At 73.0% G+C, this 4,438-nt stretch carries 5 protein-coding genes and 1 pseudogene; all 6 read left to right on the plus strand.

Translation table 11 applies throughout. The features are described 5' to 3' along the window. The first annotated feature begins 104 nt into the window (after positions 1-104). The gene (locus ABZ641_RS26990; RefSeq protein ID WP_359985742.1) at positions 105-626 is read left to right on the plus strand and encodes a GNAT family N-acetyltransferase; all 522 of its coding nucleotides are present in this window, start codon (positions 105-107) and stop codon (positions 624-626) included. Next, the gene (locus ABZ641_RS26995; protein WP_344623324.1) at positions 623-1,552 is read left to right on the plus strand and encodes an ABC transporter substrate-binding protein; all 930 of its coding nucleotides are present in this window, start codon (positions 623-625) and stop codon (positions 1,550-1,552) included. Before ABZ641_RS26990 ends, ABZ641_RS26995 begins: the two co-directional genes overlap by 4 nt. Before the next feature lie 31 nt (positions 1,553-1,583). Beyond that, positions 1,584-2,552, plus strand: coding sequence for an amino acid ABC transporter permease (locus ABZ641_RS27000; protein ID WP_344623325.1), 969 nt, complete (start codon positions 1,584-1,586; stop codon positions 2,550-2,552). Next, a complete protein-coding gene (locus ABZ641_RS27005) occupies positions 2,549-3,316 on the plus strand; it encodes an amino acid ABC transporter ATP-binding protein (protein ID WP_359985744.1) in 768 nt (255 codons plus the stop codon). Before ABZ641_RS27000 ends, ABZ641_RS27005 begins: the two co-directional genes overlap by 4 nt. Before the next feature lie 38 nt (positions 3,317-3,354). Beyond that, positions 3,355-4,332, plus strand: coding sequence for an ABC transporter substrate-binding protein (locus tag ABZ641_RS27010; protein WP_344623327.1), 978 nt, complete (start codon positions 3,355-3,357; stop codon positions 4,330-4,332). 37 nt (positions 4,333-4,369) lie between these two features. Continuing rightward, positions 4,370-4,438: pseudogene (locus tag ABZ641_RS27015) on the plus strand (beta-galactosidase); the annotation flags it as partial.

Raw genomic sequence — 4,438 nt, forward strand, 5'->3', positions numbered from 1 at the left:
ACCCTTATGGTCGGTGTGGTGTTCCCAACGCGGGACGCGTGTTTGGGGGTGGCCGGGGCGGGGGGGCTGCTCCGCGCGGGCACGACCCGGGCCGCGGCCCGGGCGTGAGCACCACCGTCGAGGTCCGGGCCGTCCGGCTGGACGACCCGGTCGCCGAGCCGCTGGTGCACGAGCTCACCCACGAGTACGTCAGCCGCTACGGACCCGGCGGGCACGAGGAGATGGCCCGCCACCCGCCCGAGGAGTTCGCCCCGCCGGGCGGTCTGCTGCTGCTCCTGCTGGAGCGGGGCGAGCCGGTCGCCGGCGGTGCGTACCGGCGCCACGGCGATCCCGGCACCGCCGAGGTGAAGCGGATGTGGACGCACTCGGCGCACCGGCGCCGCGGCCTCGCCCGGCGGGTCCTCGCCGAACTGGAGCGGGCCGCGACCGCCGAGGGCTACCGGCGGATCCTCCTCACCACGGGCTCCCGGCAGCCGGAGGCCAGGCAGCTCTACCTGGCGGCCGGCTACACCCCGCTGTTCGACCTGGACGCACCCCCGGGCGCGCTGCACCCGCTGCCCTTCGAGAAGCACCTGACGGACCGCCGCCCGGCGGCCGCCGAACCGAGAGAGGCCCCCGAACCGTGAGACGCACACCCGCCGTTGCCGCAGCCGCCGCAGTGTTCCTGCTGGCCGGCTGCGGCGCGGACCCGGCACCGGCCCGGCCCGCCGTCGGAGCCTCCGCGGTCGAGGCCGCCTCGCACGACGTGGTCTCCGGCGTGCGGAAGGTCGACGCGGTGGCCGCGCTGCTGCCCGAGGAGGTCAGGAGGGCCGGCACGATCCGGCTCGGCGGCGCCGTCGGCACCCCGCCGAGCGCCTTCTACCCCGACCCGGCGAAGAAGACCCCGGCCGGGCTGGACGTCGACGTCGCCGACGCCGTCGCCAAGGTCCTCGGCCTCACCGTGCAGCGCGAGGACGCCGCCTTCGAGACCATCCTGCCCGCCCTCGGCAGCGGCAAGTACGACGTCGGCACCGGCAACTTCGGCGTCACCACCGCCCGGCTGAGGACGATCGACTTCGTCACCTACGTCGACGACGGCCAGGGCTTCGCCGTCCGCAAGGACGACACCCGGCTGCAGCAGGTGACCGACCTCGTCCAGCTCTGCGGCCTGGTCATCGGCACCGGCGCCGGCACCACCTTCGAGACCACGCTGAACGCGAAGAAGGACGTCTGCGCCGCGGCCGGCCGCAAGCCCTACGAGGTCAGGGCGTTCTCCGACAGCGGCGCCGTCCTCACCGGGCTGCAGCAGGGCCGGATCGACGTGGTGATGTCCACCATCAACGGGCTGCGCCACCAGGCCGCGCAGCCCGCCGCCGGCACCCGCTTCCTCGGCGAGTTCCACCGCCTCGACGTCGGCTTCGCCTTCAAGAAGGGCTCGCCGCTCACCCCGGCCTTCCAGGCCGCCGTCAACCGGTTGATCGAGGACGGCACGTACGCGCGCATCCTGCAGAAGTGGGGCACCCAGGACTCCGCCGTCACCACTTCGCGGATCAGCCCGCCCGAGCACCCGTGATCCCGTGTCCGCCCCGCAGAGGAGTCCCGCCATGACCACCGCCGCACCCGAGCGGACCGCCGGGCCCGGAACCGGGCCGCCCGGCGACGCCGGCCTCCCGGTCGTCCCCGCGCGCCATCCGTGGCGCTGGGCGGCCGGCGCCGCCGCGCTCGTCCTGGTCGCGCAGTTCCTGCACGGCCTCGCCACCAACCCCGGCTGGGACTGGCCCACGTTCCGGGCCCACTTCGCCACCGACACCATCCTCCGGGCCGTCGGCATCACGCTCCGACTCACCTTCTGGGCCACCCTGCTGGGCTTCGCGCTCGGCGCCGCGGTCGCCGCACTGCGGCTCTCCCGCAGCGCGATCCTGCGGGCCATCGGCTGGACGTACGTCTGGGCGTTCCGTTCGATCCCGCTCATCGTCCAGTTGGTCTTCTGGTTCAACCTCTCCTACCTGTACCGGCGGTTCGGCCTCGGCATCCCGTTCGGGCCGGTGCTGTGGGAGTTCGACACCGTGCACGCGCTCGGCGCCTTCGGCGCGGCCGTCCTCGGCCTCGCCCTGCACCAGGCCGCCTTCGCCGCGGAGATCGTCCGCGCCGGGGTCCTCGCCGTCGACACCGGCCAGGCGGAGGCCGCCGCGGCGCTCGGCATCCCCCGGCTGCGGCAGGCCCGGCGGATCGTCCTGCCGCAGGCCATGCGCGGCATCCTGCCGAACGCCGCCAACGAGATCGTCTCGCTGTTCAAGGCCACCTCGGTGGTCTACGTGATGGCGATCGGCGAACTCTTCTACCAGGTCCAGGTCGTCTACGGCCGCACCGGCCGGGTCGTCCCGCTGCTCATGGTCGCCACCGCCTGGTACGTGCTGCTCACCACCCTGCTGTCGATCGGCCAGTACTGGATCGAGCGGCACTTCGCCCGCGGCGCCGACCGCACCCCGCCGCCCGGCCCGCTGCAGCGGGCCCGGGACCTCGTCCGCCGGATCACCGAGAACCGGCCCAGCCCCTCGGGAGGCCCGCGATGACCGCGACCGCCATGGTGGACGTCCGCGGCGTCCACAAGAGCTTCGGCCGACTGGAGGTGCTGCGCGGCGTGGACCTGCAGGCCGCCGCCGGCTCGGTCACCGTCGTGCTCGGCCCGTCCGGGTCGGGCAAGTCCACCCTGCTGCGGGCCGTCAACCACCTGGAGAAGCTGGACCGCGGGACCGTCTCCGTCGACGGCGAACTCATCGGCTACCGCCGCTCCGGCGGCCGGCTGTACGAGCTGAAGGAGCGCGAGGTGCTGCGCCAGCGCACCCGGATCGGCTTCGTCTTCCAGGGCTTCAACCTCTTCCCGCACCTCACGGTGCTGGAGAACCTGACCGAGGCACCGGTGAGCGCCCTCGGCCGGTCCAGGGCCGAGGCCCGGGCCACCGCCCTGGACCTGCTCGCCCGGGTCGGCCTCGCCGACAAGGCCGGGGAGTACCCGCGCCGGCTCTCCGGCGGTCAGCAGCAGCGGGTCGCGATCGCCCGGGCACTCGCCCTGGAACCCAAGGTGCTGCTCTTCGACGAACCCACCTCGGCGCTCGACCCCGAACTGGTCGGCGAGGTGCTGGACGTGATCCGGGACCTCGCCGCGTCCGGCACCACCATGATCGTCGTCACCCACGAGATCGGCTTCGCCCGCGAGGTCGCCGACACCGTCGTCTTCATGGACGGCGGCGTGGTCGTCGAGCAGGGCCCGCCCGAGGCCGTCCTCGACCATCCGCAGCACGAACGCACCCGCGCCTTCCTCTCCAAGGTCCTCTGAATCCCGCACAGTCCAGCGCACCCGCACAGGAGCCCGCCGTGTCCCTGCCCCGCCGCACCCTCGCCGCCGCTGCCGCCGCCCTCCTCCTCACCGCCTGCGGCTCCGCCTCCACCGGCGCCTCCGCCGACCTCGCCGGAGCGAAGTCGGGCACCGCCCCCAACGGCGTCACGATCAACCTGACCCCGGACCAGCACCGCGTCACCACGCCCGAGGTGGACGCGATCGCCGCCCTCGTTCCGGAGGAGATCCGCCGAAGAGGGACCCTCCAGGTGGTCGACTCGCTGGGGACGGTCCCGCCGCTCGACTTCCACGCCACCGACGACCGGACGATCATCGGCGCGGAACCCGACCTCGCGCACCTGATCGGCAACGTCCTCGGCCTGAAGGTCGAACTCAACCCGGTCTCCTGGGAGAACGTCTTCGTCGGCCTCGACAGCGGCAAGTACGACCTCGGCATCACCAACATCACCGTCACCGAGGCCCGCAAGGAGAAGTACGACTTCGCCACCTACCGGCTCGACGTCCTCGGCTTCGAGGCGAGGAAGGGCGGCAGCTGGCGGGTCACCGGGCCGAAGGACGTCGCCGGGCACACCATCGGCACCTCCTCCGGCACCAACCAGGAGAAGCTGCTCGTCGCCTGGAACGACCGGAACGTCCGGGCCGGCCTCAAGCCGGTCGACATCAAGTACTACCAGAACTCCTCCGACTACTACCTGGCGCTCTCCTCGGGCCGGATCGACGCCTGGCTCGGCCCCAACCCGACCGAGGCCTTCCACGCCGCGCAGACCGGCGAGACCGAGGTCATCGGCACGTACTCCGGCGGCGGCACCGACGTCCTCGGCAAGATCGCCGCCACCACCAAGAAGGACAACGGGCTGGTCAAGGCGGTGAACGCGGCCATCAACGAGATCATCCGGAACGGCACCTACGGACAGGTCCTCAAGCGGTGGGGCCTGGACGAGGAGGCCGTGCGGACCTCCGAGATCAACCCGCCCGGCCTGCCGAAGACGGGCTGACACCGGCGCGCCGCGCGCGGATCCGGGATGGCTCCAGCACCGGTACACCACCCTCGACCGGCTCAACGACGCCTGGGGCACCGACTTCTGGAGCCAGCGCTACGGC

The organism is Kitasatospora sp. NPDC007106, from assembly GCF_040634455.1.
Taxonomy (GTDB): domain Bacteria; phylum Actinomycetota; class Actinomycetes; order Streptomycetales; family Streptomycetaceae; genus Kitasatospora; species Kitasatospora arboriphila.

Coding starts and splice junctions, on each gene's coding strand:
- ABZ641_RS27000 (WP_344623325.1), top strand. CDS start 1,584: ATGACCACCGCCGCACCCGAGCGGACCGCCGGGCCCGGAACCGGGCCG.
- ABZ641_RS27005 (WP_359985744.1), top strand. CDS start 2,549: ATGACCGCGACCGCCATGGTGGACGTCCGCGGCGTCCACAAGAGCTTC.